Below are 25,787 nucleotides of genomic sequence, written 5' to 3'. Positions count from 1 at the left end.
GCATGTCTGCAAAGCCTCAGGACGCACTGCCGATCCGGCTCAACGTCGACGACAGCGATTCGCCTTCGGACGTCGTCGACGCTCTGTTCCTCGGCCGTTTCGCGACGGGCGAGCAGCCGTACTCCCACAGCTCCACCATCGACCGCGTCAAGCCGGGCGCCACCCTGCTGCCCCCGGCCGCGTCCGTGCTGCGCGCGGCGCGCGACGACGACCGCAGTGCCACGCTCGCCGAGGGCGAGGGCTGGACACTGCTCGTCTCCCGCTGGAACCGCGGCGCCGATGTCACGGTCACGGCCGTCAGCTCCGAGCTGGCGGAGAAGGTGCTGGGGCAGGCCACCGACGGTGCGGCCGACGAGCCGGAACCTCAGCCGGAGAACGTCACCATGGGGTTCTGGTACGTGTCACCGCGGCGCGGCCCGCACCGCACCACCCGCCAGATCGCCGCCGGGACCTGGGACGAGGTCCGGCCCAACTACACGGCCCCGGTGGCCGATGCGATGGACCGGCTGATGAAGGTGACGCCGGACGACATCGCGGGCCGGCTGCTCCTGCTGCACGGCCCGCCCGGCACCGGGAAGACCTCCGCGCTGCGCACGCTGGCCCGCTCCTGGCGCGACTGGTGCCAGGTGGACTGCGTGCTCGACCCGGAGCGGCTCTTCAACGACGTCGGATATCTGATGGACATCGCGATCGGCGAGGACGAAGGCACGTCGAAGGGCCGCTGGCGGCTGCTGCTGCTCGAGGACTGCGACGAGCTGATCCGCGGCGAGGCCAAGCACACCGCGGGCCAGGCACTGTCCCGGCTGCTCAACCTCACGGACGGTCTGCTGGGCCAGGGCCGCAATGTGCTGGTGGGGGTGACGACCAACGAGGACCTTGAGCGCCTCCACCCGGCGGTGGTGCGCCCGGGACGCTGTCTGGCCCGGATCGAGGTGGGGGCACTGACCCGCAAGGAGTCGGTGACCTGGCTGGGCACGGAGGAGGGGGTGGGCCGCGAGGGCGCGACGCTGGCAGAGCTGTACGCCCTGCGCCGCGGCACCAGCCCGGCGTCGGTACCGGCACAGCACGAGGGCGCGGACGCGGGCCTGTATCTCTGATACCGGGTCGGCACCCGGTCCCCCGCTCCCTGAGCGGGAACCCGGCGCCTCAGCCGCCGTACACCGCCCGCAGCGCGTCCCGTACCGCGGACAGTGCCGCGTCCTGCGTCCTGCCCAGCCTGCGCGCCCGGTCCGCGAACACCCGCGCCGCAGCGGCCAGCTCACGTTCCGCCGCGTCCCCGGCCGCCGCGACGAACGTCCCGTTCCGGCCCCTCGTCTCGATCACCCCGTCCGCCTCCAGCGCGCGGTACGCCTTGGCGACGGTGTTGGCGGCGAGTCCGAGATCCTCGGCCAGCCCGCGCACCGTCGGGAGCCGGTAGCCCACCGGCAGCGCGCCCGACCGTGCCTGCTCGGAGATCTGGGTGCGCAGTTGTTCGTAGGGAGCGTCGGCGGCGTCCGCATCGATGGCGATCTTCAGGGTCACGCCCCCGATTCTCCCCCACCGCCGGAAATTGGGAGGCGACACGGCCGGCCGGGACATAGCGTGCGTCCTCATGACTGTGATCGTCCGTGACTTCCGCCCCGAGGACGCCGTGTCCGTGTCCCGCGTCCGACGTGCCATTCTCCCCTTCCTCGTGACGACTGAGGAGGCCGTCCTCTTCGGCTTCGAGAGCGCCAACCCCGCCAAGAAGTACCGGCTGCTGATCGCGGAGAAGGACGGGGAGATCATCGGCACGGCGCATGTGGGGATCGCGTACGAGGCGAGCGAGCCGGGACAGTCCTTCGTCACCCCGCACATCCACCCCGACCACCGCGGCCAGGGCGCCGGAGCGCTGATACTGCGCGCCGCCGAGGAGCATCTGGCCGCGGCGGGCGCCCTGACGGTGTACGCCTGGGCGCTGGACAATCCGCACTCCCGGCGCTTCGCCCGGAAGCACGGTTACCGGCCGACGCGCTCGGCCGTCTTCCAGCGCCTCGACCTGGCAGCCGGCACGCTGCCGCCGCCGCCCGCACTGCCCGCGGGTGTCGAGCTGAGGACCGCCAGGGACTTCGAGGCCGATCCCCTGCCGCTGTTCCGGGCCGACGCGGAGGCCACGTCGGACGAGCCGAGCGACATCGCGGTGGAGCTCGAGGACTACGAGGACTGGTGCCGCCACACCTGGAGCAACCCGCTGCTCGACCGCGAGCTCACCACCGTCGTGGTGGTGGACGGCGAGGTCGCGGCGTTCACCGCCGCACAGACGGACGGCGCCACCCGATACGCCTCCGGCATGACAGGCACGCTCCGCGCGCACCGCGGCCGGGGCTTGGCGAAGCTCGCCAAGGCCGACTCGCTCCGCCGTGCCCGCGCCGCCGGCTACACGGACGCGTTCACCAGCAATGACGCGGACAATGGCCCCATGCTGGCGATCAACACATGGTTCGGCTACCAGGTCTGCGCCACGGAGGTACGTCATGTCCGCACCCTCGGTTGAGGTCCGCCTGGTCAAGGCCGGCCGAACCAAGATCACCTATCCCGCCGAGCTCCTCGCGGACGACGGCGACCACATCACGGTCCGCGCGCCCTGGGCGGGCGAGGAGGCACGCGACTTCGGCTTCGTACGGTTCGAGCACGGCGATGTGTTCACCGAGCACTACTGGCGCAGCCGCTGGTACTCCGTGAAGGAGGTCCGCGCCGCGGACTCCACCCTCAAGGGCTGGTACTGCGACATCACCCGCCCGGCTGTGCCGGGGGACGGCGTGCTCACCGTCGAGGACCTGGACCTCGATCTGTGGGTGTCGGCGGACGGGGCGGACGTGCTGCGGCTGGACGAGGACGAGTTCGCCAAGAGCGGTCTGACCGCCCGCGACCCGGATGCCGCCGGGCACGCCGTACGGGCCCTGGACGAGCTGGAACTCCTCGCCCACAGAGGCAAGCTGACCAACCTGCTCGACTGAGGGCGGACCCGCGGCCGCGCGGAACACCCGCTCAGTGGCCGGAGGGCGGGGCGAGCCGCTTACGGAAGCGGACGCGGTCGTACGGCCCCTCGGCCCGCCGCTCCACGGCCTCGTACCCGAACTTCGGATAGAGCTTCCGGTTCTCCCACATCATCGCGTTCGTGTAGAGCTGTACCTCAAAGAGGCCCAGCTCGCACGCGTGTTCATCGACGAACTCCAGCAGCCGGCGGCCCACCCCGCGCCCGTGGGCGTCGGGGTGGACCGCGACGGACTCCACGAAGAGATGGTCCTCGTGCGGAACGAGCACCAGGACCCCCGTCACCGGGTCGCCGACGACGAACACCCGCCCCTCCGCCACATCCGCCGCGTGATCCCGGTCCATCGGCATCGGGCGGAGCCCGATGCGCGCGATGTAGGGGCGGTACGCCGCATCGGTGACGGCCTTCACGGCGGGTACATCGGCGGCGGTGGCGGGGCGGATGTCGTCGCTCATACGGATACGGTACGGCGGCGCGCGATCAGTTTCCCGAAGGAGCCTCACTGTCGCGAGGTGAGTGCGCGACGACATCCCCGTCGAACATGCGCGCGATCACCCAACTCCCTTTTGTGTGACCGGAGATGGATCCGTCGTCATGGGCCGGGAGCACGAGCGCAAGGCCCTATCGTGGATGCCATGTCCACCCCTGACCTGATCCGCATCGTCTCCCGCGACTCGCCCATGGCACTTGCCCAGGTGGAGCGCGTGCGCGCCGACATGGCCGCGCTCCACCCCGGCATCCGCACCGAGGTCGTCCCCGTCAAGACGACCGGCGACAAGTGGATGGGGGACCTCAGCCTGGTGGAAGGGAAAGGCGCGTTCACCAAGGAGGTCGACGCGGCGCTGCTCGCCGGCGAAGCCGACCTCGCGGTGCACTGCGTCAAGGACGTCCCGGCCGACCGGCCCCTGCCCGCGGGCACGGTGTTCGCCGCTTTCCTCAAGCGCGACGACATCCGCGACGCCCTGATCCACCCCGCCGGGCTCACCCTGGACCAACTCCCGCCCGGCGCAAGGATCGGCACCTCCTCCGTACGCCGCATCGCCCAGCTCGCCGCGTCCCACCCGTATCTCGACTGCGTACCGATGCGCGGCAACGCCAACCGCCGCCTGGAGAAACTCGCCGCGGGCGAGGCCGACGCGCTGCTGCTTGCCGTCTCCGGCCTGGAGCGCATCGGCCGTACGGACGTGATCTCCGAGGTCCTCTCACCCGAGACGATGTGCCCGCCGATCGGCGCGGGCATCCTGGCCCTCCAGTGCCGCGAGGGCGACTTTGACGTGATCGACACGGCGAGCTCCCTCGGCGACCCCGCCGCCCACCGCGAGGCCACCGCGGAGCGCATGTTCCTCCATGTCCTGCAGGGCCACTGCAACAGCCCGATCGCGGGATACGCGAAGTCGGAGCGCGGCGGTGATCTGTCTCTGCGGGCGTGTGTCTTCTCCCCGGACGGCAAGACGGTTCTCAACGCCCACGAGTGGGCGGGCCCCTTGGACCCGGCGACGCTGGGCACGTCGGTGGCGGTGGCGCTGCTGCGCCAGGGGGCGCGGGAGCTGATCGACTCGATCGCCCACTGACGGTCGAAGGGGAGGCCGGGATCTCCTCCCCGCATGACCGGGAACAAGCGGGAGGTCGGGATCGGTGTGCTCGTCCATGGTGCTGACAGGCGCCGATCCCGCAATGCCGCCGCTTCCTGTGCCCCCACTTACCCCGGCCTTAAAGCCACCATAACGATGGCCATCACCCCCTCCCAACAGGCGATTTCGGCGTTCTGAGCGGCTAGCTTGCTCAAGCCGGGGCCAGTTCGAACGGTCGGTGCCGCAGTCCTACGGGGGGCCGCACCGCCCCTTCGAACGCGGCCCCCGGTCCCGCCGGATTCCGCCTGAAGGAGTACGTTCCATGACCGCTCGCCGCAAGGTCACCTCCGTCGCGGCCCTCGCGTTCGCGCCGCTCGCGATCGGTGGGCTGGCCGCCATGCCCGCCTTTGCGCACGGGTCGATGACCGCCCCGGTCAGCCGGGTGTCCGCCTGTTTCGCCGAGGGGCCGGAGAGCCCGAAATCCGCGGCGTGCAAGGCGGCGGTCGCGGCCAGTGGGACGCAGGCTTTCTACGACTGGAACGAAGTCAACATCGCCAACGCGGCAGGCAACCACAAGCGGTTGATCCCGGACGGCAAGCTGTGCAGCGCGGGCCGTGCCAAGTACAAGGGGCTCGACCTGCCGCGGCGCGACTGGCCCTCGTCCAAGCTCGCCTCCGGAAAGCACACCTTCCGCTACAAGGCGACCGCGCCGCACAAGGGGGCCTTCGCGCTGTACGTCACCAAGGACGGCTACAACCCGGCCAAGCGTCTTGCCTGGTCGGACCTGGAGGCCAAGCCCTTCGCGAAGGTCACCAACCCCAGGCTCGTCAAAGGGGAGTACGTCTTCGGCGGTGTCGTCCCGAAGAAGTCCGGGCGTCACCTGATCTACTCCATCTGGCAGCGCTCGGACTCCCCCGAGGCCTTCTACACCTGCTCCGACGTGGTCTTCGGCAAGGGCAGCGGCGGTAAGGGCAACGGCGGTAAGGGCGGCCCCGCCGCGACCCCGTCCGCGCCCTCCGATAAGGAGATCGCCGGCGGGGCCGGCAAGTCCACCGTCGACCACGACGGGCACGGGGGTGACCATGTCGAGCACTCGGCGGCTCCCAAGTCGGCGGCTCCCAAGGGCGCTCCGGCCGGAAACGCTCCCGAGGCCAACGGCGCAGCCGCCGCGCCCGCCCAGGCGCCCGCCGCCGGGAACGAGAATCTCGCCGAGACCGGTGGTGACAGCGGCGTCTCGTACCTCGCCCTCGGCGGGGCGGGCGCCCTCGCCCTCGGCGCGATGGCGACGTTCGGCACCGTCCGCTGCGGCCGTCACAGCCGCTGAGGCGGGGCCCGGCACCACGGACATGGAGTGGGTCCGCTTCCCCGGGGTTTCCGGGGAAGCGGACGGCAGTTGTGCGTTGCTCAGGAGAAGACCGACGCGCAGTTCGTCGGCTTCGCGTGTGCCGGGTCCAGCGCGTTCACGACCTCGTGGTAGGCGATCCGGTCGAACAGCCCTATCGCCAGATGCTCCGACAGGTCGACCACGCACAAGTCCTGCAGCAGGACATTGCGCACGTTCGGCCCCTCCAGGAACGCCGTGCGGTACGGGGTCACCACCTCGTCGTACTTGGTGGCGATGATGGTGTAGCGCACGCCGGGCACGGTGTCGCCGCCCGCGTTGAGTTTGGTGATGAACGCGGAACCGACCATCTGGTCGGCCAGGCCGGGGGTGGCGGCCTTGAGGAGGTCCTCCGCGCCGGGGAAGTACGGCAGGAGCTTGGCCAGGCCCGACAGGGTGGTGCCGTGGTTGTCGGGGCCGAGGCCGATCAGCGCGTTCACCTTGTCCGCGCCGCCCAGGAACTTGAGGTAGTAGCGCGGCATCATGCCGCCCTGGGAGTGGCCGACCAGGTCGGCCTTGGGGGCGCCGGTCGCGTCGAGCACCTTGTCGACGTACGCGTCGAGCTGTTGGGCCGACTTGTCGATCGGGCCGAGGCCGTTGAAGAAGGGCACGCCGGGGAGCTGCCCGTAGTCCAGGCTGAAGACGCAGAAACCGCGGTTCACCAGGTACGGAGCGAGTGCGAGCCAGTTGTCCACCGAGTTGCCGAAGGTGCCGTGGACGAGGACGACGGGGCGGGGATGGGCGGCGGAGGGCTTGCAGGAGTAGTCGTTCCAGCCGCTGTGGGGGGCGGATTCCACGGCCTGGGCGCCGGTTGAATCGGCGTTGGCGGCGACGGCGGGAGCGAGGGCGGCAGACAGCGCCAGCAGTAAGGCAGCGGCCGGTCTGCACGCACGTTTCCATGGCAGCATCGGGCAATCTCCTTGCGGCTCAAGGGAGTAGCGATGACTGGATTGGGATTGTGGTGCTCACGCCAACCTACGCACCAGTAACCAGGATTGGGAAGTTACGCGTCGGTAAAAACTGAATCCCTGTCAATAGCAGATAGCCCCGGTGGGCAACCCGAGGCGACCCGCCCCATCACGCGGCGAGTGAGCCCGGCACGACCGCCCTCGGTCCGAACCTGGCCCGCGCCCGGTCCGCCACCGCCTCGATCCGCCGCGCACGTTCGTCCGCGGGGTCGAACGTCAGCTGCCGCGCGGCCCGTTCGACCGGCGTCAGATCCTCGGCACGCAGCGAGAGGCTCCGCACTCTGGCCCGCTGGAGCCCCAGCGACTCATGGATGCGGTACGCGGCACCGGTGAGCGCCACCGAGTGCGCGGTCGGCTCGCGCAGGATGCGCGCCCGCGTGGTCGTGGACCGGTCGGCATACCGCACGGTCAGGCTCAACGAGCGGCACACCTGTCCCTCGCCGCGCATTCTCAGCCCCAGCTCCTCGGCGATCGAGAGCAGCGCCCTGCGGTGGGACCCGGGGTCCAGCTCGTCGTGGGAGAAGGTCCGTTCGGCGGCGACCGAGCGCGCGGCGGCGTTCGGGACGACCGCCGTACGGTCGATGCCGCGCGCCCGCTCCCACAGCTCCCGCCCGGCCCGAGCGCCGACGATCCGCTGGAGCACGGCGAGCGGCGCCCCGGCGACCCTGCCGATGGAGTCGAGGCCGTACGCGCACAGGGTGCGGGCCGTCGCCGTCCCGGCACCGTCCAGCGCTGCTACCGGCTTGCCGGCCAGGAACGCGGCGGCTTCGTCGCCCGTCACCACCAGGGTCGTCCCGGGCGCCGCCTCCCGCGCCGCCATCCTGGCCAGCATCGGGTTCGGACCCGCCCCGATCGCACAGTCCACTCCACAGTGGGCGAGCGCCCGCACCCGCAGCAGCGAGGCGAGGCGGGCGGCGTCCTGGCCGAAGTACCGTTCGGCGCCCCGGACATCGATGAGTGCCGCGTCCGGAGGGAGCGCCTGCACGAGGGGGCTGATGCCCTCGGCCAGGCCGAGGAGCGCGGGCAGCGCGGTCTCGACACCGCCCGTCCCACCTGCGGCGGGCGACCGGAACCGCACATAGAGGATCATCCCGCGCTCCCCGGACTCTGATGCCACAACTTCCGTCCCGTGGCGCCCTGTTGCTCACCCGGCGGCTGGAGGTCGGCCCAGGGGTTCAGCTCGTAGCCCGTCGGCAGCTGGATCCGGCGGTCACTGCCGGCCGGGGCTTCCTCCTCCGGCGCCTCGGCCAGCCGCGCCGCGACCGCGTCGAGTCCGCCCGTACGCCGAAGCTCCACCAGCTCCGCCAGATTCCAGGCCGCCGCGCCGACCACGCTGAGGCTGCGCGGTCCGCGCCGCTGCACCACGCCGCGGACCAGCAGCAGCCAGGAGTGGAAGACGGTGTGGGCGCACGCGGGGTGGCTGTCGTCGAAGAAGGCAAGGTCGACCAGGCCCGTTCCGTCGTCGAGCGTGGTGAAGATGACCCGCTTGCCGGACCGGATCGGCGGTGTCTGGGTGGCCGCCTTCGCGCCCGCGACCAGCACTGTCTCCCCCTGCCGCGCCGAGCGCAGCCGCTGCGCGGAGTGCACTCCGAGCTCCTTGAGGAAGGCGTGGTGATCCCCCATCAGATGACGGGACGCGTCCATGCCGAGAACACCCAGCTCGGCGCTGAGGCGTTCCGCGTCACCCAGGTCGGGGAGTCCGACGGGGGCGGTCTTCAGGCCATCCCCCAGGGGGAGCTGACTGCCGTACGCGCCTCTGCCCCGCTGTCCGCGGTGGAGTTCGGCAAGGTGCAGCAGCAGGTCCCGGCGGTTGGCGCCGAAGGTGTCCAACGCGCCGACCTGGGCGAGCCGTTCGGCAACCGGACGGCCGGGGCGGGACCGCTGCCAGAAGTCCAGCAGCGAGGTGTAGGGCTGCCCGGCCTCGATCCGCGCGACCTCGGCCTCGCTGATGCCATGGACGTCCGAGAGCGCGAGCCGCAGACCCCACCGATCAGGCGAACCAGACACCAGTTCGATTCGATGGGAGGCCGCGGACCGGTTCACATCCAGCGGCAGCACCGGCACCCCGCGCCGCCGCGCGTCCGCCAGCAGCAGCCGCTTCGGATACATCCCGGGGTCATGGGTGAGCAGCCCCGCGTAGAAGGCCGCGGGGTGGTGCGCCTTGAGCCATGCCGACTGGTAGGTCGGCACGGCGAAGGCCACCGCGTGCGCCTTGCAGAAGCCGTACGAGCCGAAGGCCTCGATGATCTCCCAGGCACGGGCGACCACATCGGGCGCGTACCCCTTCGCCTCGGCGTGCCGCGCGAACCAGACCTTGATCTTCCCCTGCGACTCGGGATGGGAGAGCCCGCGCCGCACCCGGTCGGCCTCGTCGAGCCCGCAGCCGGTCATGATGTCCACCATCGCGATGATCTGCTCATGGAAGACGACCACTCCGTACGTCTCCTTCAGCGGCCCCTCCAGATCGGGATGCGGATAGCGCACGGGCGCCCTGCCGTGCCGGGCCTCGATGAACGGCCGCACCATGTCGGCGGCGACCGGCCCCGGCCTGAAGAGCGAGATGTCGACGACCAGATCGTGGAAGTCGGACGGCTGGAGCCGGCCGACCAGGTCCCGCTGCCCCGGCGACTCGATCTGGAAACAGCCCAGCGTCTCGGTGGACCTGATGAGCCGGTACGTCGCCGGGTCACCCGGCGGCACCTGCGCCGGGTCGTCGAGATCCAGCTCCTGTCCCGTCGCCCGCCGCAGCTCGGCGACCGCGTGCGCCATCGCCGACTGCATCCGTACCCCCAGGACGTCGAGCTTGAGCAGCCCGAGATCCTCCACGTCCTCCTTGTCGAACTGCGCCATGGGAAAGCCCTCGCCGCTGGTGGGCATCACGGGTGTACGGGTGAGGAGCGTGGCGTCCGAGAGCAGGACCCCGCACGGGTGCATGGCGATCCCGCGCGGCAGCGCGTCCAGCGCCTCGACCAGCTCCCACAGCCGGTCGTACCGTGCCCCTTCCTGCTGATGCTCCTTGGCCAGAGAGCGCAGTTCGGGCAGTTCCTCCATGGCGATGCGGGCGTCGCGGGCGCGGATGTGGGGAAAGGACTTGGCGATCCGGTCGATCTCGGCCGGGTCCATGGAGAGCGCGGCGCCCACGTCCCGTACCGCATGACGCACCCGGTAGGTCTCGGGCATGGCGACGGTCGCGACCCGCTCCTCGCCGAAGCGGCCGATGATCGCGCGGTAGACGTCGAGCCGGCGCGCGGACTCCACGTCGATGTCGATGTCGGGCAGTACGGAACGCCGCTTGGACAGGAAGCGCTCCATCAGCAGCCCCTGCTCGACGGGGTCCGCGTGCGCGATGCCGAGGAGATGGTTGACGAGCGAGCCCGCCCCGGAGCCGCGCGCCGCGACCCTGACGCCCATCTTCCGTACGTCGTCGACGACTTGAGCGACCGTCAGGAAGTACGAGGCATAGCCCCAGTGCGCGATGATGTCCAGCTCGTGGTGCATGCGCTCCCAGTAGTCCCGGCGGCCGTCGTAGCCGCGCAGCACCATGCCGGCGGTTGCCCGGGAGGCGAGTACCCGCTGCGGGGTACGGCGTCCGGCGCCGACCAGATGCGGTTCCGGGAAGTGGACGGAGCCGATCCCCAGATCGTCCTCGGGGTCGACCAGGCACCCGGCCGCCGCCTCCTCCGTCATGGCGAGCAGCCGGTGCGCGGTGTCGCGGCGGAAGCCGGCGGCTTCGGCGACCTGCTCGGCGGTACGGGCCATCCCGGCCGGGTCCTTGAGCCAGCGCTCACCGGCGTCGAGACCCTTGCGCGGGTCGATCGGGACCAGGTGGCGGGCCGCGTCGAGGACATCGGCGACTGGGCCCTGCCCCGCGTCGGCGTACCGGACGGCATTGGTCAGCACCGCTTGTACGCCCTGTTCGGCGGCGAAGCCGAGGGTGCGGGCGGCCTGTCGCAGCGAGCCGGGGCCGGTGCCCCGCAGCCCGTGGTGCACGACTTCCAGGCGCAGCTGGTTGCCGAAACGTTCCTGCCATGGCGCGAGCAGCATCGCCGCGCGGTCGGGACGCCCCGCGGCCAGCGCCCGGCCGATCTCGGAGGCCGGCCCGAGCAACACGGTCAGACCCTCGCCGTGATTGTCGGCCCAGGGAAGCAGCGGGCCGGCGCCCTGCGCCGCATGGGCGGCGGTGACCAGCCTGCACAGCTGGGCCCAGCCCTCGCGGGACCGGGCGAGATAGACCGTCCGGGGCGCGGACTCGTCCACGAACGCGCCGCCGCGCACGGGGGTGCGCCGCCGCTCGGTGGGCCCCTCTCCGCGCACCCGCTCCCCCACCGCGAGGTCCACACCGAACAGCGGGCGCACGCCGTTCTTGGCGCAGGCCTTCGCGAAGCGGACCACACCCGCGACGGTGTCGCGGTCGGTCAGCGCGAGGGCGTCCATGCCCCGCTCGGCGGCGCGCTCCGCAAGCCGCTCCGGGTGCGATGCCCCGTACCGCAGGGAGAACCCGGAAACGGTGTGCAGATGCGTGAACCCGGGCACCCGCACCTCCTGGATCAGTCCGTCTCACCTCCCCCGTCTCCACCATAGACCAAGTTTCGAACATTCGTGCGATACGCGCCGCGTCGGCCCCACCGCCGCCCGCGTCAGCCATTCGGCCCCGTCCCACCTGCGTGAACACCGGGTGACACGGAGCGTGGGGCCCATGACCCAGACATCCGACGGCGGCCCCCGCACAGGCTTCCTCGACGAGCTCAAGGACGCGGTGAGCGTGCGAGCAGCGGTCCTGGTCATCGGGGTGCTCGCGCTCCAGCTCGCCTTCATCACCTCGTACATCGGCGCCTTCCACCAGCCGAAGCCGCACGAGATCCCCCTCGCCGTCGTCACACCCGCGGCGCAGATCACCGATCAGGCGGTGCGGCAGCTCTCCGCGCTGCCGGACGACCCGCTCGATCCGCGCGGCGTCACGGACGAGGCGACAGCGCTCCGGCAGATCGAGAACCGTGATGTCGACGGGGCCCTGATCATCGACCCGCGGGGCACCGCCGACCGGCTGCTGGTCGCCAGTGCCTCCGGCGCCTCGCTCTCCGGGGCCCTCACCGAAGTCATCGCCTCGACGGAGCGGGCACAGCGGCGCACGGTGGTCGTCGTGGATGTCGTCCCCGGCTCCGCGGGCGACGCGCGCGGGCTGTCCTCGTTCTATCTGGTCATCGGATGGTGCGTGGGCGGCTATCTGTGCGCGGCGATCCTCGCGATCAGCGCGGGCGCACGGCCCGCCAACACCGCGCGCGCCCTGATCAGGCTGGGGGCGCTGCTGCTGTACTCGATCACCGCGGGCCTGCTCGGGACGGTGATCGCGGGCCCGATCCTCGGGGCCCTGCCCGGCAGCGTCATGGCCCTGTGGGGCCTCGGCACCCTGGTGGTCTTCGCGGTCGGGGCGATCACCCTCGCCTTCCAGGGCCTCGCGGGCGTCGTCGGTATCGGTCTGGCGATCCTGCTGGTGGTGGTCCTCGGCAATCCGAGCGCGGGCGGGGCATACGCCTATCCCCTGCTGCCTCCGTTCTGGCGGGCCATCGGGCCCGCGCTGCCTCCGGGCGCGGGCACCTTCGCGGCACGTTCGATCGCGTACTTCCAGGGCAACGGCGCGGGCGGCCCGATGCTGGTCCTCGCCGCGTGGGCGGTGGCGGGGGCACTGGTCACACTCGCCTGCGGGATGTTCCGCCGAGGCCGCACGACAGAGTCCGCAGTGGGTACGGATCCCGCCGTCCGTCCGGCGACGGCCGGCTGAGGACGGAGCCGATGCCCAGAGATCCCATGCCCAGAGATCCGTCCGAGGAGCCGCCCGGGCAACGGCGGCTCCGACCCCGCACGGGCCGGCGCGGCACAGCCCGCACCGGGGCTCACCCCCGGCCCCGGCGCATCCGTGGCGGAGCGCAGCCGGCCGGCGGACCGGCGGTGTCCCCCCTGCTGCGGACTGCCGCCGCCTACGCCTGGCGGATCCTGGTGGTGGGCGGCCTCGTCTACGCCGTCTTCGCGATCCTGGGGCGCTTTCACGAGCTCGGCGTCGCCGTCTTCCTCGGTCTGGTCATCACCGCGATGCTCCGGCCGGTGGTTGATCTGCTGGCCCGCCGGCTGCCGCGGCCTCTCGCCGTGGCCATCGCGCTGATCGGCAGCATCCTTGTCGTCCTCGGCACCCTGGCCCTGGTCGGCCAGGCGGTCGCCGGGGAACGCGCCGGGTTGCAGCGCGAGTTCGGGGCGGGTCTGCACAGAATCGAGCGGTGGCTGGAAGGGCCGCCGTTCAGGCTGAATCCCGACGCGCTCAACGATCTCCAGTCCCGGATCGGGCAGTTCCTCTCCAGCCACCGGTCCACGCTCATCAGTACCGCGATCAGCGGCGGCCGCCGGCTGGTGGAAGTGCTGACGGCGCTTGCGCTCGCACTGTTCTCCTCAGTGTTCTTCATGCAGTCGGGCGACCGGCAGTGGTCCTGGTTCTGTGCCCAGCTGCCGGAGTCGGTACAGGACCGGGTGGCGCTGGCGGGCCGGGCCGGCTGGCAGACGTTCACCGGTTACACGCACGGCATCGTGCTGGTGGCGGCCACCAACGCCGTCCTGGTCGGGGTTGCCCTGTTCGCCCTGGGGGTGCCGCTGGCCGTGCCCCTGGCGCTGCTGGAATTCTTCGCCGCCTTCATTCCGCTGATCGGCTCGCCCGTCGCGCTCGCCGTCGCGGCAGTGGTGGCGCTGGCGGCGAAGGGGCCGGTGATCGCGGCGGTCGTCATCGCGCTGATCGTGATCATCGGTCAGATCGAGGGGCATCTGCTGCACCCGATCGTGATGAGCTGGGCCGTCCAGCTGCATCCGGTGGTGGTCGCGCTGTCGGTGATCGGCGGAGCCATCGCGGCCGGGGTGGTGGGAGCGGTGGTGGCCGTACCGCTGGTGTCGGTCATCTGGTCGGCCCGTGAGGCCCTGCGCCGGGCGCGTGAGGGAGACCCGGCCTGATCCCAGGTCGACTTCAGGACGGGCACACGACAACACGGGTGCGTTCACAGGGCTTTCACCGAAGCTTTCACACGAGTCGATTCCGACTGCGAACACCGCATGCAATCAGGTCATGCGCAATGGGCGGGACTACTCCCGCCCCGTTCCCGACTGCGTAGGCCCGGAATCCGACGGCGGCACCGGCTGCTGGGCGCGCTCAAGGAAGCGCAGCAGCTCCACCGGGAAGGGCAGCACCAGCGTGGAGTTCTTCTCCGCCGCCACCGCGACAACGGTCTGGAGCAGCCGCAGTTGGAGCGCGGCGGGCTGCTGCGACATCTCCTTCGCCGCCTCGGCCAGCTTCTTGGAGGCCTGGAGCTCGGCGTCGGCGTTGATGACCCGCGCCCGGCGCTCACGGTCCGCCTCGGCCTGCCGCGCCATCGACCGTTTCATCGTCTCGGGCAGCGACACGTCCTTGATCTCCACACGGTCGATCTGCACCCCCCACCCCATGGCAGGGCTGTCGATCATCAACTCCAGCCCCTGGTTGAGCTTTTCGCGGTTGGAGAGCAGATCGTCCAGATCGCTTTTCCCGATGATCGACCGCAGCGAGGTCTGCGCCATCTGCGAGACCGCGAAACGGTAGTCCTCCACCTGCACGATGGCCTCGGAGGCGTCGACGACCTTGAAATAGATCACCGCGTCCACGCGCACCGTCACGTTGTCCCGGGTGATCCCGTCCTGCGCGGGCACAGGCATCGTCACGATCTGCATATTGACCTTGCTCAGCCGGTCCACAAAGGGGACTATCAGGGTGAAACCCGGGCCGCGAACCGAGGATCTGACTCTTCCAAGGCGGAAGACCACGCCCCGCTCGTACTGCTTGACAACCCGGGCCGCCGCCATCACCCAGACGGCTCCCACGGACGCGACGGCCGCTGCGGTCGTCACCAGTGCCTCTACCATCAGGGCCCCCCTGGGGTGCGATGTGGACGCGCGCGCACGGTCCACTTCGACGGTAACCCCCAAATGACGTCAAAGGGAGTCCCGGTCGACGCCTCTGATGGGTAATCATCGAACGGGCTGGGAATGCCTGGCTCACCATGTCTGCACAGGGCACTTACTGGGGCAGCTACGACGGAGGGGGCGCGGGAGTGCGACGTCGGGTGCACGCGACGGACGGGCGGCATCTGATGGTGGAGCGGCTGGGGGATCCGCGTGGCAGGCCGGTCTTCCTGCTGCACGGCACCCCCGGCAGCAGGCTGGGCCCGGCGCCGCGCGGCATGGTGCTGTATCAGCGCGGCACCCAGCTGATCGCGTACGACCGCCCCGGCTACGGCGGTTCGGACCGGCTGGCGGGCCGCAGCGTCGCCGATGTCGCCCAGGACGTACGGGCGATCGCCGATGAGCTCGGTCTGGATCGGTTCGCGGTGGTGGGCCGCTCGGGCGGCGCGCCCCATGCGCTGGCCTGCGCGGCCCTGATGCCGGAACGGATCACCCGCACCGCCGCCCTGGTGACGCTCGCGCCCAGGGACGCCGACGGGCTCGACTGGTTCGAGGGCATGGCCGCGTCCAATGTGCTGGAGTACACCACCGCGTCGGACGATCCCGCGGGGCTGACCGAGCGGTTCATCCTGCGCTCCGCCGAGATCAGGAAGGACCCGATAAAGCTCCTCGACGATCTGCGCCGGGAGCTGACCGAGTCCGACCGGATGGTGGTGGCCGATGCCGGGGTCAGGTCCATGTTGCTGCGCAACTACCAAGAGGCGCTGCGGACCTCGGCGTACGGCTGGATCGACGACGCACTCGCCTTCTGCAGCCCATGGGGCTTCGACCCGGCCGACATCAAGGGTCCGGTGATGCTGTGGCACGGCGAGAAGGACGTGTTCTCGCCGGTGGGCCACTCACGGTGGCTCGCACAGCGCATCCCGGGCGTGACGGCGGTCCTGGAACCGACCGCCGCGCACTTCGACGCGCTGCACGCGCTGCCCCGGATCCTGACATGGCTGCTGGAGTGACCGGGGCCGTCCGGTGGCCCACCGTGTCGCCGGACGCCGGACGGGCCTGACACCAGACCCGTCCGGCAGAAGCGGTCAGACCGCCAGGGGCTCCAGGTCGCGGTGCACCCGGCGCTCGTCCCGAGCGATCCGGGTCAGCGCGTGCTCCTCACCCAGCTGCCGCTGAAGCTCGTCCACCGTCTCCGCCCGCAGCTGCGCCGCCTCGTCCTTGCGCCCGAGCATGCCGAGCGTGACCGACATGTTGGAGGCGACGGCCAGCACCTCGGGATGGTGCGAGCCCAGCACCTCGCGCAGCCGTGTCACGGTCCGCTGCTCGATCTCCAGCGCCTCTTCCAGACCACCCAGGTCCGCAAGCGCGTTGGCGAGGTTGATGGTGCAGTACAGGGCGTGCGGATGGTCCTCGCCCAGCACCTCCCGCATCGTCCTGGACACCCTCGCCAGCAGGACCTGGGCGGCCTCCGCGTCACCGCAGCCCCACTGGTATATCCCGAGGTTGTTGATGGCGGCGAGGGTGTACGGATGCCGCTCCCCCGGCACCTTCGTGTACTGGTCGGCGACCTCCTGCGCCAGATCCCGCGCGGCCACCGGCTCCCCGGCCGCGAACAGGTCGGCCGCCAGATTCAGGTCGCAGGCGAGCGAGTCCGGGTTGGCCGAGGTGTACTTGGCGCGATAGCGGTTGCGGGTGGCCGTGGTCAGCCTCCGTGCGTCCTCCAGGCGGCCGGCCCTGCGCAGCGACACGGCAAGGCTCTTGGCCGCCGCCAGCGTGCCGGGGAAGGTCCGGCCCAGCTGTTCCTTGTAGAGCTCGTACGTCCGGCTGAGGAGGGAGACCGAATCCTCGTACCGCCCGACCTCGCGCAGATCGCGTGCGAGGTTCATCGCCGAGGAGAGGGTGTACGGATGCTCCGGGCCGAGCACTTCGGTGCGCCGGTCGAAGACCTCCTGGTCGATCTCGCGCGCCCTGGCGTACTGGCCGACCATGCGCAGATTCAGCGCCAGGTTGTTGGCGGCCGCGAGCGTACGCGGATGGGACTCGTGGAAGATCTGGCTGAACCCTTCGTGCGCCTCGGTGGCCAGCTCCATCGCCCTGCCGTACTGCCCGAGGGTGCCCAGGTCCATCGCGAGACCGCTGGTGGTCATGTACGTGTGCGGATGAGAGGTGCCGAGCACGGCCTGCTGGCGCTCCAGGGTGACCTCGTCCAGCTCCTTGGCCTCCACATAACGCCCCTGCGAGCGAAGGATGTTGGAGAGGTGGAAGCGGAGGTAGAGGTACTGGAGGTCGTCGTTGCCCAGCATCTCCTTCCAGCTGTCGCGCACCTCGCTGGCGAGGGTGTACGCGGTGTTCCAGTCACCGCGCTTCCACAGATAGCGCACCCGGTCGATAATCAGCCGGCGTGTCTCCGGCTCCTTGCAGTACCGCGCCTCCGACGTGCCGAGGTGCGGCCAGATGGTGGCGAATCGCGGCCAGGTCTCGGGGTTGTCGATCGGTTCGTCGTCGTCGGGCCTGGCGCCCGCGAGGACCCGGTGGACGGCGTGCCGAGCGTCCCGCTGTTCCTGCTCGGTCAGCTGGGACCGGATGACCGCCTGCACCAGGCGGTGCACCTGGATGGAGTTGGAGACCTGGTCGACCTTGGCCAGCGCGAACCGGCCGATCTCCCGGATCACCCGGCCGAGCACCAGCTTCTCCTGGAGCGAGGAGTCGTACGGTTTGAGGGCGTCGATCATCTCCTTGCTGTAGAGGAGGTTCGCGGAGATCGGCTCGGGGGCGAAGAAGGCGCAGAGCTGGAGCAGTCGCACCGCGGCCGGCGAACGCTCTTTGAGCCGTTCGATGGAGACGTTCCAGGTGGCCGCGACCGGTTCGGGATAGCCGGCGGGCTGGTTGAGCGCGAGCACGCTCGCGGCCTGCTCCTTGAGCTGTTCCAGATAGGCGGCGACCGGTGTGGCGGTCTCCGCGATCCACGCCGCGGCCTGTTCGACGGCCAGGGGCAGATCACCTACGGCGGTGGCGACCTGGTCGGCGTCCTCGAAGGTCAGTCCGCGGGCGCGCCGCTGGAGGTGCTCGATGGACTCCTCGCGCAGGAAGACGTCGACGGGCAGCGCGTCCCCGTACTGCGACCAGCTCTGGTTCCTGGAGGTGACCAGGATGTGCCCGGGCCCCTGCGGTGGGAAGAAGCGCTTGAGCTGCTCGGGGTCGTCGGCATTGTCGAAGACCAGCAGCCAGCGCGAGGACGGTACTCCGCGCCGCAGCAGGTCGATGGCCTCCTGCGAGGCCGCCGCCATGTCCTCGCCGCCCTGGGCCCCGAGCCGGACGGCGAGTTCGGCGAGTCCGGCGACGACGTCGTCGGGCTGCTCGGAGGAGATCCACCACACCAGGTCGTAGTCGGCCATGAAGCGGTGGACGTACTCCAGGGCGACCTGGGTCTTGCCGACGCCCCCGAGTCCGTACAGGGTCTGCGGCTGGGGCAGTACGGCGGCCACCGCCATCCCGCCGCCGAGCTGGTCGCGCATCCGCTCAAGGACCACCGAGCGCCCGGTGAATCCGGCGTTGCGGGGAGGCGCGTTCCAGATCTTGGGCACGGTGCCGGGGAAGCGCGGTCCCGGCGAGGAGCTGTCGGAGAGCTGGACGGGGCGGTCGAGCGCGCGCATCAGCGCGGTGGTGGCGTGCACCTCGTCGAGGCGGAAGAGATCCACCGGGTTGCGGTCGATGTAGGGCGCGGTGAGTCTGACGTCGCCGACCCTGATCGGCAGCAGATGGTGGCGGCCTCCGCCGGGGTCCTCGGCCGCGGCCCGGGACCAGACCTCCACCGCCCGTGCGGACTTGAGATAGGCGCTGGACAGCAGCACCACCGTGCGGGCGGCACTCTCGGCGGCGAGTTCGCCGGCGTCGGCGGGCTCCCGCTCCGCGGAGACGTCGCGCGGTACGACCCGGAAGCCGGCCCGGGTGAGCTGGTACTCCACCCAGTCGGCCCACATTCGGTTCTCGGCGACATAGCTGAGGAAGAGGTCTGCGGGCAGGGCCGGCCGGCGGCGGGTGAACGCGTCCCTGATCCGGAGCCTGACCTCCTCGCCGACCGCGGGCATCGAGGTGATCCGCTGCTCGGTGACCACGGAGGTCAGCCGCTCGAAGGCGGAGAGCAGGGAGTTGGTCAGTCCCGCCTCGTCGCCGAAGGTGGCGAGGGTCTCCTCGTAGGCGTAGTACGGCCGGTACGGAATCTCCACCGCGCCCCAGTAGGCGGTCAGTTCCTCTCCGGAGAGACCGGTGGGGAAGCGGTCGAACTTCAGCCGGGCCAGCGCGCGGCCGGCGTCCGCCTTCTCCTTCTCGCCCTCGTCGATGCGCATCGGGACCGGGAAGATCTTGATACCGCGCCCGCCGTAGCGCTCGTCGATCTGCCGGGCCACCGAAGCCGCGCCGTCGATGGACTGGTCGCTCAGGGTGAAGCAGTCCACCAGGATGTCGGGCAGATGGACGGTGCAGATGTCGGCGATGTCGCTCAGGCCCGTACGGCTGTCGATGAGGACGTAGTCGTAGTTGGCCTTCATGTCGTCACGCAGCGCGTCGAAGAAGGCGCCGCCGCCGAGCCGGTCGTAGAAGTTGTCCCAGTCGAACGTGGAGACCGTGGCGGAGTACTCGCGGTTCTGTTTGCCCGCGGAGACGAAGTCGAGGGTGCCCCCGTCGGGGAACTCCCAGCCCAGGCTCTCGGGGGTGAGGGAGACCGCGTGCGGCATGATGCGGGCGTAGTCGACGTGCCAGTCGTCGCGGCGCGGATCCGGACTCGTCGCGGCCCAGGCGTACTCGGTGATCAGGTCGATGACGCCGGTGGTGGCGCCGAGCGTGGACGGGTCCAGGAAGGGATGGAAGAAGCGGTGCAGGCCGGGCGCTTCCAGGTCCCAGTCGACCGCCAGGACCCGCTTGCCGTTCGCGGCAAGGATCCACGCCGTGTTGGCGAGGGCCATCGTGCGGCCCGTACCTCCCTTGTACGAATAGAAGGTGACGATGCGTCCGTCACGACTGGCTGTCATCCGTGTCCTCCGCATCGGGGGCGATGTCACGCGTGTTCGGGACGTAGTGGGTGGTGCCGTACTCGGCCATCGGGCCACGGAGCCTGGGCCGTTCGGACGAGCGTGCTCCGGGTGGCGGGGGCGCGGCCGGCGGGAAGACCTCGGCGTGCCGCAGATACTCCTGCGCCGCCGACTCCACCACCTGGGGCAGGATCTGGCCGAACGCCTCCATGCTGAGCACCCCTCTCGCGGCGGCCCGGCACGCGGCCCGGCCCTGACGCATCTGATGCGGCATGGTCTGCTCCAGCTTCTCGACCAGCTCGGCCTCGGAGACCCGGCACTGCGGATCCTCGCGGTTCCAGGGGACGACGACGCTCACCCAGGGGCGCGGCTCCGCGTCGTACGCGGCCAGACGGCGGCGCCGGTCCTCGTCCTCCAGTGCCCAGCGGTCGACGAGGAGGATCTCGGGCCGGGTGGGCGGCTGGCTCGGGTCGGGTGGCGACTCATGGTCGAACGAGGAGACCGTCGCCTGGTAGTTGAGGGAGCGCACGAGGTCCTGGGCGACATACGCGAGCGGCCGTGCGGAGTCCGGATGGTACGGGTTCCAGTCCTGCGACTGTTTGCCGTAGTAGTCCGGGGCGCGGCCTTCGGGCAGGTCGTGGCTGGTCGGCGCGGCCACCGTCACATGCATCGGGCGTGGTCCGCCGGTGGGCTTGCCGAAGGCGCTGGGCGCCTGCCGGTAGTCCACGGGGCTGCCGGATCCGACGCGCGTCGTGTCGGCGACGCTGACGATGCGTTTGGCGAGTTCGTAGACGGCAGCTTCGTACTCCTCTGCGAATATTCGGAGCTTGATCAGCCCGTAGAGGCCGTCGGTGACATAGCGGTCACCGAAGGCGCGGTGGTTGAACTGCAACCGCTCGGCGGGACCGGGCAGTTGCTCCGGAGGCATCGGCACCCACAGCGCGGGCACGATCGCCTCGGCGGGCTTGTTGCTCTTGGCGTGGTGGTAGATCGCCCGCTGGGCGAAGGCGTACCACTCCTTGCCGCACATCTCGCTGGCGAAGTACCGCGGCGAGAAAAGCGGAACGAAGACCCGGCAGGTGGCCAGGACTTCGCCCAGCCGCTCCGACCAGCCCTCGCCCGAGCGGATCTCCCGGTCCATGAAACCGGCAGGTGCCCCCGCCGGCAGATCGGTCATGGCCATCACATGGCCGCACAGATCACGGAAGAGCCGTTCCACCCACATGTCCGGGTCGGGTCCCCCGGCCCCGTACCGCGGTGTATGCGCATAACTCAAGAAGAAGTACGGCCGATGGTCCGCCGCTCTCTGCGCTGGATCTGACACACGACCCCCGTCCTGTGTGAACGCCCGCCCTCACACCCGACATCGATGAGAGATGCGAGCGAATTAATCATTCCGGAGCCGGACACCCTCCATCCCCCCGACGTTCAGTCAATCAACACCGCTTTTCGGTCATCCAGCTCTCCGCGTGGTCGACTGCGTCCTTGATCGAGAACAACCGTGCGGTTCTTCCGCCCAGTTGTCCCTTCTGCTCCACGCCCCAGGTGAAGGCGGCGCCGATGGCGTCGAAATCACTGTCGTCGAGCGCGACGTCCTCGTACTCCACCCATTGCCTGTTCCCGTCCGGTTGCTGCACCACACAACGGTAGGTGCGCCGAGGTGATCCGGTCCGGTATTCGGCGAGATGGAATGCGGTGCACACATCGAAATCCACATTGATCATCAATACCCGCGCGCCGGCGCGGTACAGCGCTCCGAGCGGCGAGCGCTCACCGAGGTGCGAGGTGAGCGGGTGCGAGGCCAGCAGTTCTGCCGCCCGCCGCCCCACCGCCGCGAAGGAGGTCTGCGGATGGGCGCTGCGGACGGCCCCTTCGGCGGTCCGCACCGACTCGGCCAACCGGCCCATCCCCTCACTGGGGCTGGCTGCCGCGTCGAAGGCCGGCATGTGCGCCCGGAAGGCCGTCACCTGCTCGGGTGTCATGTCGCGCACGCGGGTCAGATGTGCGTGGGACGTGTCGGAGTTGGCCTCGGTGAAGGCGGGCACCACCAGCGTGCCGTCTTCGCCCAGTACGTCCAGCAGCGCGTCCCTGAGGGTGTCCGCGTCGAGGCCGGTGCCGCGCAGTGCGGAGTGGACGAGCAGTGTCATGCCCTTCTGTATGCCCAGTCCCCGCAGCATCCGCGCCGGCTCCCCTCCAGAACCGGCCTCACCCACGGCCCGTTTCCTTCCAGAGGTCCTCCACCAGGGCCTGCCCGGAGACCGTCAGCTCCGCGGCCCGCTCCAGGGTCTCCAGCGCGCGCCGGGCGTGGTCGGCGGCCTCCGGCTCGAAGGCGACAAGTCCCACCCGTTCGTAGGCACCGGCCAGCAGCTCGGACGCGGTGACCGGTGCGTCCTGCCAGGGCGCCGGATGGCGCCACCAGCCGTCCTGTGCGTAGAGATCGGTGACCTCGAGCAGCGCGTGCAGTCTGGCCCGCCGGTATCCGCGCAGCAGCGCGGAGGCGAGTTCTTCGGGCGTGCCGGCCAGAGCGATGCCGAGCGCTCCGAAGCCGTGCCCGTGCGCGGACGGCCGGCCGGACGCGAGGGGGGTCAGGGTGGTCAGACAGTCGGCGGCCTGCGCTGCCTGCTCGGGTGCGGTCCGCCGCAGCAGATCCCAGGCGCCGGCGATCCGCGCGCTCCACAGCGCGGCCTCCTCGGCGCCGAGCCGCTCGCGCACCGGGACGCCGAAGCAGTCGCGGTACGGGTCGAGGTCATCGAGCCGCAGCGCGGGCGTACCGTCGCCGCCGAGCGTTCGTACGGGCCGCCAGCCGGCGCTCTCCCCGGCGGAGCTCACCAGCCGCGGCGCACGGCCGTCCAGACGTAACCGGAAGCCCTCCTCGGCCCCCCGCACCTCGGCGGTGCCGTCCCTGTCCGGACCCGTCAGCCGCAGCTCGCCGAGGGTGGGCAGCCGGAGCGTGCCCACCCGGTACGGCACCCGGACGGGGACGTCGAGCCCGGCCCGTACCGCCGCGGCGGCGAGATAGGCCGGCAGCCGGAGCGCGCGCCCGACCGCGCCGGGGCGCTCCTCGCGCAGCGCGGTCCGGCAGTCCCGCAGCCAGGTGTAGGTGTAGGGATGGCCGTACACGGCGTCGAGCGCCTCGGAGCGCTCCTCAAGGGCCGACGCCAGCTCCCAGGCCTCGTCCCACGCTTCGCCGCCGCGCCCGCCGAGTTCCCGGTGCACGTCGGCGAGCAGCGTGCGCGTCACGTCCTGGTGCTCGGCCATGAGCACGCCGGGGTCGGTGACCGCGAGGGAGACGCTCGAGGAGGCCGTACGCTCCTCGATGCCGCGGATCAGGGCTTCGAGGTCGGTGCAGTACACCGAGGTGTTGTCGAAGTCGTTCCGGGAGCTGTAGCGGTGGGTGTAGAGCCCGCCGCCGCAGGAGCGTACGACCGGGCACTGCCGGCAGGTCTCGCTCACTCCGGCGAGTCCCAGCTGGCGCGCCCTGACCCCGGGATGGGCGGCGACGTCGTCGAAGGCGTGCGTGAAGACGTCGAAGCCGGTGGCGGCGGCGCCCTCGTAGGCGCTCTTGAGCGAGTCCACCTGCTCCAGGGTGCCGTCGGTCTCCACGACGACGAGGTCGGTGGGGGCGAGGCCGAGGGACTCGGTGAGGCTCGGGCCGCCGCCGAGGGTGGAGAGCACGGACTCGAAGAGCCGCACCGGCACGTTCCTGCCCCGCTGGTTCCAGCGGTCGAAGATCGTCAGGATCCAGTCGGCGTACGCGGTGGGCGAGCCGTCGGGGCGGGCCGGCGGGTCGTCCCAGGTGGCGTGCGGCAGAAGGAAGTCGATGCGCGGGGGTTCGAGCTCGGTGAGCGCGTCGTACACGCGGACGGGGTCGTTGGCCACGTCGATCGTGCACAGGAGACCGAGGTAGAGGTGGCGGTAGCGGTCCTGCCGGAGCAGGTCGACGGCTCTGAGGACCAGCGGATGGCTGGTGCGCCCGTCGGCGAAGCGGCGGTGCCGGTCGTTCGCGGACTTGTCTCCGTCGAGGGAGATCCCGACCCCGACGTCGTACTCGTCGAAGAGGTCGAGGTAGCGGGGGCCGAGCTGTAGGCCGTTCGTATGGATACGGAGGTCGAGCCCGGCGACTCCGTCGAGGGCTCTCGTGAGCTCCTCGCAGACGCGCCGCAGTCGTGCGGGTCCCGCCAGAAGTGGCTCCCCTCCGTGCAGGATCACTGACACGGAGGGCAGGGCATGGCTCTTGGCATGCTCGGCCAGTCGCAGAGCTGTCCAGGAAATCGCTTCGTCAGAGATTGCCTTTGGGCGGGTACGCCAGCTCTGATCAGCGTGTTCGTAGATATAGCAATGGTCACAAGCAAGATCGCACCTGCTGTGGACCTTCAATACGATCTCGCGGAATGGGACCAGGGGTCCTGTCATTCCACCAGTCTAGAGCGCCGAGTTGAAGCTGGAGGGACGCGGAGTGCGGTCGGTGGCGGCAGGCAGGACCCTGGCGAGCTTCCTCGCGGCATCCGTGCCTGTCACATCGATCTGCGCGAGTGGAACGCGGTTCTTCTTCGCGGCGGCGAAGGACGCGGAGGTCTGAAAGGTCATGGGGGCCGTCCTTGATGTTGTGTGCAGCACAGATACCACGCACCGTTGCGATGCTGGCGGCACGACTTTACTCTCATGGCCACCCGCAGCAACTCAGCACGTGGAGACGGAACAGAAGCGTTGCACCGCATTCTCGCAGGACGGTACGGAACAATCCATTCCGCCTAAAGAGTGAAGGCAAAACAACTGCAGACGGGGGTGCACATGACCGGGTTTCCCGGCCCACTGCAAAGCATGGTCTTCCGTAACTCGGATCTACCCGATCTCTTCCATCACACTGACAAGATCGCCATCTCGCGTCAGCGGGAGGCGGTCGGTGCCATACGTCATCAGCTTCTGCTCTTGGTGGCGGGCGCGGCCCTGGCCGCGCTGCCGTCGTCATGGACGCTCGGTGACACTTTCCGACTACCCAGCGCACTCAGTGCGTTGGCCTACGCCGGCGTACTACTGCTCAGCTTTCGCTCGTCCAGGCGGCGAGCAAAGTCGCATTGGCAACTGAACCGCTCCGCAGCTGAGTTCATCAAGTCCATGTGCTGGCGGTACGCGGTCCATGGCGCGCCCTTCGACTCCAACTCGACCGACGCGGATGCTCTGTTCACCACGCGGCTGGAGGAGGGGCTGCGGGAGCTGACCAAGGTCGGCTGGGAGGACCCGCGGACCGGCACCGAAGGGGGGCCGGTGGCCGGGGAGCTGATCACCACACCCATGCGGCGATTACGGGCCAAGGCATTCAGCGTCCGCAAGGAGACCTATGTGAGGGACCGGCTGATCGAACAACGCAATTGGTATCACCGTCGCAAGGAAATATCCCGGCGGGCGACCCTGCTGTGGTCCGCGTCCATCGGACTGCTCACGATGCTCGCGCTCTTCCTCGCCCTGCTGCGGACTCTCTCGCTCGCCGGATCCGTCGACCTGGCGGGCCTGTTGTCGGCGTCGGCCGCAGCCTGTCTGGCGTGGAGCGAGATCCGCCGCCATCAGCCCCTCATAGCGGCACACTCGTTGGTCGAGGAGGATCTGGCGGCGATGCACACGGCGATGGAGACCACGGTGAGCGACGTGGAGTGGCCGTCCGCGGTGTACGAGACCGAACGCATCGTGTCGCCGCAGCACACGGACTGGCTCGTCAGACACCGGAGTTGACAACGGGGGCGATGGTGCGGTGCCGAATTGCGTCGCAAGGGCAACGCGGCACCGCTCAGCACCGCTCAGCACCGCTCAGCACCGGACTTCATGGCGACTCGGCTGCCCGGCCGCCCGGAGCGAGCCGGG

The 25,787-nt window shown here is 70.3% G+C and carries 20 protein-coding genes; 9 read left to right on the top strand and 11 right to left on the bottom strand.

Going from position 1 to position 25,787, the window contains the following annotated elements; all coding sequences use genetic code 11:
• The first annotated feature begins 2 nt into the window (after positions 1-2).
• Positions 3-1,097, top strand: a complete 1,095-nt coding sequence (locus OG293_RS29095; protein WP_406001748.1) for a DUF5925 domain-containing protein — start codon at positions 3-5, stop codon at positions 1,095-1,097.
• A gap of 49 nt (positions 1,098-1,146) precedes the next feature.
• Here OG293_RS29095 and OG293_RS29090 read toward each other — a convergent pair whose 3' ends face one another.
• Positions 1,147-1,521 carry a GntR family transcriptional regulator gene (locus OG293_RS29090; RefSeq protein ID WP_406001747.1) on the bottom strand — a complete coding sequence of 125 codons (375 nt, stop codon included), beginning with the start codon at positions 1,519-1,521 and terminating at the stop codon, positions 1,147-1,149.
• Positions 1,522-1,591: 70 nt separating this feature from the next.
• Here OG293_RS29090 and OG293_RS29085 point away from each other — a divergent pair, with 70 nt between their 5' ends.
• The gene (locus tag OG293_RS29085) at positions 1,592-2,512 is read left to right on the top strand and encodes a GNAT family N-acetyltransferase (RefSeq protein WP_406001746.1); all 921 of its coding nucleotides are present in this window, start codon (positions 1,592-1,594) and stop codon (positions 2,510-2,512) included.
• On the top strand, positions 2,493-2,975 hold the full coding sequence (locus tag OG293_RS29080; protein ID WP_406001745.1) for a DUF402 domain-containing protein: 483 nt from the start codon (positions 2,493-2,495) through the stop codon (positions 2,973-2,975). Before OG293_RS29085 ends, OG293_RS29080 begins: the two co-directional genes overlap by 20 nt.
• Positions 2,976-3,006: 31 nt before the next feature.
• On the opposite strand, the gene OG293_RS29075 is transcribed toward OG293_RS29080, so the two are convergent.
• Entirely contained in the window at positions 3,007-3,468 is a 462-nt protein-coding gene (locus OG293_RS29075; RefSeq protein WP_406001744.1) for a GNAT family N-acetyltransferase, read from the bottom strand.
• Positions 3,469-3,648: 180 nt separating this feature from the next.
• Here OG293_RS29075 and hemC point away from each other — a divergent pair, with 180 nt between their 5' ends.
• Positions 3,649-4,584 carry a hydroxymethylbilane synthase gene (gene hemC, locus OG293_RS29070; RefSeq protein WP_406001743.1) on the top strand — a complete coding sequence of 312 codons (936 nt, stop codon included), beginning with the start codon at positions 3,649-3,651 and terminating at the stop codon, positions 4,582-4,584.
• 322 nt (positions 4,585-4,906) lie between these two features.
• Positions 4,907-5,908, top strand: a complete 1,002-nt coding sequence (locus tag OG293_RS29065; protein ID WP_406001742.1) for a lytic polysaccharide monooxygenase — start codon at positions 4,907-4,909, stop codon at positions 5,906-5,908.
• An 80-nt stretch (positions 5,909-5,988) separates the two neighbouring features.
• On the opposite strand, the gene OG293_RS29060 is transcribed toward OG293_RS29065, so the two are convergent.
• The 3 genes from OG293_RS29060 to OG293_RS29050 form a co-directional block, all read right to left on the bottom strand.
• The gene (locus OG293_RS29060; RefSeq protein ID WP_406001741.1) at positions 5,989-6,873 is read right to left on the bottom strand and encodes a lipase family alpha/beta hydrolase; all 885 of its coding nucleotides are present in this window, start codon (positions 6,871-6,873) and stop codon (positions 5,989-5,991) included.
• Positions 6,874-7,042: 169 nt separating this feature from the next.
• Positions 7,043-8,023 carry a hypothetical protein gene (locus OG293_RS29055; protein ID WP_406001740.1) on the bottom strand — a complete coding sequence of 327 codons (981 nt, stop codon included), beginning with the start codon at positions 8,021-8,023 and terminating at the stop codon, positions 7,043-7,045.
• Positions 8,020-11,466 (bottom strand): DNA polymerase III subunit alpha, encoded by a 3,447-nt coding sequence (locus OG293_RS29050; RefSeq protein ID WP_406001739.1) that lies wholly within the window; start codon positions 11,464-11,466, stop codon positions 8,020-8,022. The genes OG293_RS29055 and OG293_RS29050 overlap by 4 nt, the downstream gene beginning before the upstream one ends.
• A gap of 163 nt (positions 11,467-11,629) precedes the next feature.
• Here OG293_RS29050 and OG293_RS29045 point away from each other — a divergent pair, with 163 nt between their 5' ends.
• Both OG293_RS29045 and OG293_RS29040 read left to right on the top strand, forming a co-directional pair.
• Positions 11,630-12,712 carry a DUF3533 domain-containing protein gene (locus OG293_RS29045; protein ID WP_406001738.1) on the top strand — a complete coding sequence of 361 codons (1,083 nt, stop codon included), beginning with the start codon at positions 11,630-11,632 and terminating at the stop codon, positions 12,710-12,712.
• Positions 12,713-12,879: 167 nt separating this feature from the next.
• The gene (locus OG293_RS29040; protein WP_406001737.1) at positions 12,880-13,920 is read left to right on the top strand and encodes an AI-2E family transporter; all 1,041 of its coding nucleotides are present in this window, start codon (positions 12,880-12,882) and stop codon (positions 13,918-13,920) included.
• 129 nt (positions 13,921-14,049) lie between these two features.
• Here OG293_RS29040 and OG293_RS29035 read toward each other — a convergent pair whose 3' ends face one another.
• Entirely contained in the window at positions 14,050-14,862 is an 813-nt protein-coding gene (locus OG293_RS29035) for a slipin family protein (RefSeq protein WP_406001736.1), read from the bottom strand.
• A gap of 188 nt (positions 14,863-15,050) precedes the next feature.
• Between OG293_RS29035 and OG293_RS29030 the strand changes: the two genes are divergently transcribed.
• A complete protein-coding gene (locus tag OG293_RS29030; RefSeq protein ID WP_406003743.1) occupies positions 15,051-15,914 on the top strand; it encodes an alpha/beta fold hydrolase in 864 nt (287 codons plus the stop codon).
• Positions 15,915-15,989: 75 nt separating this feature from the next.
• Here the strand turns inward: OG293_RS29030 and fxsT are convergent, their stop codons facing one another.
• From fxsT to fxsA, 5 genes are all read right to left on the bottom strand, one after another.
• Positions 15,990-19,931 (bottom strand): FxSxx-COOH system tetratricopeptide repeat protein, encoded by a 3,942-nt coding sequence (fxsT, locus tag OG293_RS29025; protein ID WP_406001735.1) that lies wholly within the window; start codon positions 19,929-19,931, stop codon positions 15,990-15,992.
• Complete coding sequence (locus OG293_RS29020) at positions 19,915-21,255, bottom strand: TIR-like protein FxsC (protein WP_406001734.1); 1,341 nt, start codon at positions 21,253-21,255, stop codon at positions 19,915-19,917. The genes fxsT and OG293_RS29020 overlap by 17 nt, the downstream gene beginning before the upstream one ends.
• A 112-nt stretch (positions 21,256-21,367) precedes the next feature.
• Entirely contained in the window at positions 21,368-22,108 is a 741-nt protein-coding gene (locus OG293_RS29015) for an aminoglycoside N(3)-acetyltransferase (protein WP_406001733.1), read from the bottom strand.
• A gap of 28 nt (positions 22,109-22,136) precedes the next feature.
• On the bottom strand, positions 22,137-24,344 hold the full coding sequence (gene fxsBH, locus OG293_RS29010) for a radical SAM/SPASM protein FxsBH, inactivated beta-hydroxylase extension form (RefSeq protein ID WP_406001732.1): 2,208 nt from the start codon (positions 24,342-24,344) through the stop codon (positions 22,137-22,139).
• A gap of 9 nt (positions 24,345-24,353) precedes the next feature.
• The gene (gene fxsA / locus OG293_RS29005) at positions 24,354-24,518 is read right to left on the bottom strand and encodes an FxSxx-COOH cyclophane-containing RiPP peptide (protein ID WP_406001731.1); all 165 of its coding nucleotides are present in this window, start codon (positions 24,516-24,518) and stop codon (positions 24,354-24,356) included.
• 234 nt (positions 24,519-24,752) lie between these two features.
• Here fxsA and OG293_RS29000 point away from each other — a divergent pair, with 234 nt between their 5' ends.
• Positions 24,753-25,658, top strand: coding sequence for a DUF4231 domain-containing protein (locus tag OG293_RS29000; RefSeq protein ID WP_406001730.1), 906 nt, complete (start codon positions 24,753-24,755; stop codon positions 25,656-25,658).
• Positions 25,659-25,787: the final 129 nt, after the last annotated feature.

It is taken from the genome of Streptomyces sp. NBC_00829, assembly GCF_045161795.1.
Taxonomy (GTDB): Bacteria; Actinomycetota; Actinomycetes; order Streptomycetales; family Streptomycetaceae; genus Streptomyces.
The sequence above is the reverse complement of the archived record's forward strand: the minus strand, read 5'-3'. Positions and strand labels throughout refer to the sequence as shown.

Coding starts and splice junctions, on each gene's coding strand:
- OG293_RS29095 (WP_406001748.1), top strand. CDS start 3: ATGTCTGCAAAGCCTCAGGACGCACTGCCGATCCGGCTCAACGTCGAC.
- OG293_RS29085 (WP_406001746.1), top strand. CDS start 1,592: ATGACTGTGATCGTCCGTGACTTCCGCCCCGAGGACGCCGTGTCCGTG.
- OG293_RS29080 (WP_406001745.1), top strand. CDS start 2,493: ATGTCCGCACCCTCGGTTGAGGTCCGCCTGGTCAAGGCCGGCCGAACC.
- OG293_RS29075 (WP_406001744.1), bottom strand. CDS start 3,468: ATGAGCGACGACATCCGCCCCGCCACCGCCGCCGATGTACCCGCCGTG.
- hemC (WP_406001743.1), top strand. CDS start 3,649: ATGTCCACCCCTGACCTGATCCGCATCGTCTCCCGCGACTCGCCCATG.
- OG293_RS29065 (WP_406001742.1), top strand. CDS start 4,907: ATGACCGCTCGCCGCAAGGTCACCTCCGTCGCGGCCCTCGCGTTCGCG.
- OG293_RS29060 (WP_406001741.1), bottom strand. CDS start 6,873: ATGCTGCCATGGAAACGTGCGTGCAGACCGGCCGCTGCCTTACTGCTG.
- OG293_RS29055 (WP_406001740.1), bottom strand. CDS start 8,023: ATGATCCTCTATGTGCGGTTCCGGTCGCCCGCCGCAGGTGGGACGGGC.
- OG293_RS29045 (WP_406001738.1), top strand. CDS start 11,630: ATGACCCAGACATCCGACGGCGGCCCCCGCACAGGCTTCCTCGACGAG.
- OG293_RS29035 (WP_406001736.1), bottom strand. CDS start 14,862: ATGGTAGAGGCACTGGTGACGACCGCAGCGGCCGTCGCGTCCGTGGGA.
- fxsT (WP_406001735.1), bottom strand. CDS start 19,931: ATGACAGCCAGTCGTGACGGACGCATCGTCACCTTCTATTCGTACAAG.
- OG293_RS29015 (WP_406001733.1), bottom strand. CDS start 22,108: ATGCTGCGGGGACTGGGCATACAGAAGGGCATGACACTGCTCGTCCAC.
- fxsBH (WP_406001732.1), bottom strand. CDS start 24,344: ATGACAGGACCCCTGGTCCCATTCCGCGAGATCGTATTGAAGGTCCAC.
- fxsA (WP_406001731.1), bottom strand. CDS start 24,518: ATGACCTTTCAGACCTCCGCGTCCTTCGCCGCCGCGAAGAAGAACCGC.
- OG293_RS29000 (WP_406001730.1), top strand. CDS start 24,753: ATGGTCTTCCGTAACTCGGATCTACCCGATCTCTTCCATCACACTGAC.